The sequence below is a fragment of the Mesorhizobium sp. dw_380 genome (assembly GCF_018588885.1).
Taxonomy (GTDB): domain Bacteria; phylum Pseudomonadota; class Alphaproteobacteria; order Rhizobiales; family Rhizobiaceae; genus Mesorhizobium.
Window position 1 is genome coordinate 1 of the sequence record NZ_JAFFIW010000123.1, and the last position, 1,045, is coordinate 1,045.

At 66.3% G+C, this 1,045-nt stretch carries 1 protein-coding gene; it reads left to right on the forward strand.

Annotated elements, in window-relative coordinates:
* Positions 1-137: 137 nt before the first annotated feature.
* Positions 138-719, forward strand: a complete 582-nt coding sequence (locus JT360_RS33150; protein WP_214477672.1) for a histidine phosphatase family protein — start codon at positions 138-140, stop codon at positions 717-719.
* Positions 720-1,045 lie beyond the last annotated feature (326 nt).

The window sequence follows — 1,045 nt, forward strand, 5'->3', positions numbered from 1 at the left end:
GAACGTTGGGCAAATCAACAATTCAACTGAGGCAATTACCCAGCCACTACACTCACTTGCACAGACTTTCGGCATTGCCCTGAATTCCTCTTTGCCGCGCTGTCCCTTAAGGTGCCGGCGACATCGAAGGGCATCCCATGAGCAGCACGTTTTCACAGATCCACCTAGTCCGGCATGGCGAGACGGCGTGGAGCCTTTCGGGGCAGCATACCGGCCGCACCGACATGCCGTTGACGCCGGCCGGCGAGGCTGCCGCGCGGGGCGTGGCGGAGCGGCTGAAAGGCCTGTCGTTTTCGGCGGTGTGGTCGAGCCCCTCGCAGCGCGCCTACAACACCAGCGTGCTGGCCGGTTTTGGCGCTCAGAGTCTCAAGATGGACGACCTGCAGGAGTGGGATTACGGCGCCTATGAAGGGCGCACGACGAAGGAAATCCTGGCCGAGCGGCCAGGCTGGAACGTGTTCCGCGACGGCTGCCCGCAAGGCGAGACGGCGGCCGATGTCGGCGCCCGCGCCGACAGGATCATCAGACAGCTTCGCGAAGCTGGCGGCTCGATCTTGATATTCTCCAGCGCGCATTTCCTGCGCGTGCTCGCCGCCCGCTGGCTCGGCCTGCCGCCGGAAGGCGGCGCGCTGTTCGTGCTCGACACGGCCAGCATCAGCGTGCTCGGTTACGAGCATGATTTGAGCGAGCCGGTCGTGCGCAAGTGGAACGGGACGTAGCGGGCAACAACGCGGGCTCTGCGCGGACGCCGTTGCTTCGTCATCCACGGGCGGAGCAAGGAGCGCAGCGACGCAGCACAGACCCGAGGATCCATGCCGCGACTTCCAAGCGCAGCCACGGTGCAGAATTCTGCTCCGTTGCAGCCATGGCTAAGGTCGCGGCATGGATCCTCGGGTCTCCGCGACGTCGCGACGTCGCTACGCTCCTGCGTCAGGACTCACCCGGGGGGGGGCTTCCGCACTCCGGCATGTTTCGGCCTCCCCCTGTGTGTTGGCTGGGGCGCGCCCGTGCTGGAGAGGGCCCCACCGCCGCCCGCCCGGAGCCG

What these genes read in the sequence shown, in the direction of transcription:
- JT360_RS33150 (WP_214477672.1), top strand. Translation starts at nt 138, where the DNA reads ATGAGCAGCACGTTTTCACAGATCCACCTAGTCCGGCATGGCGAGACG.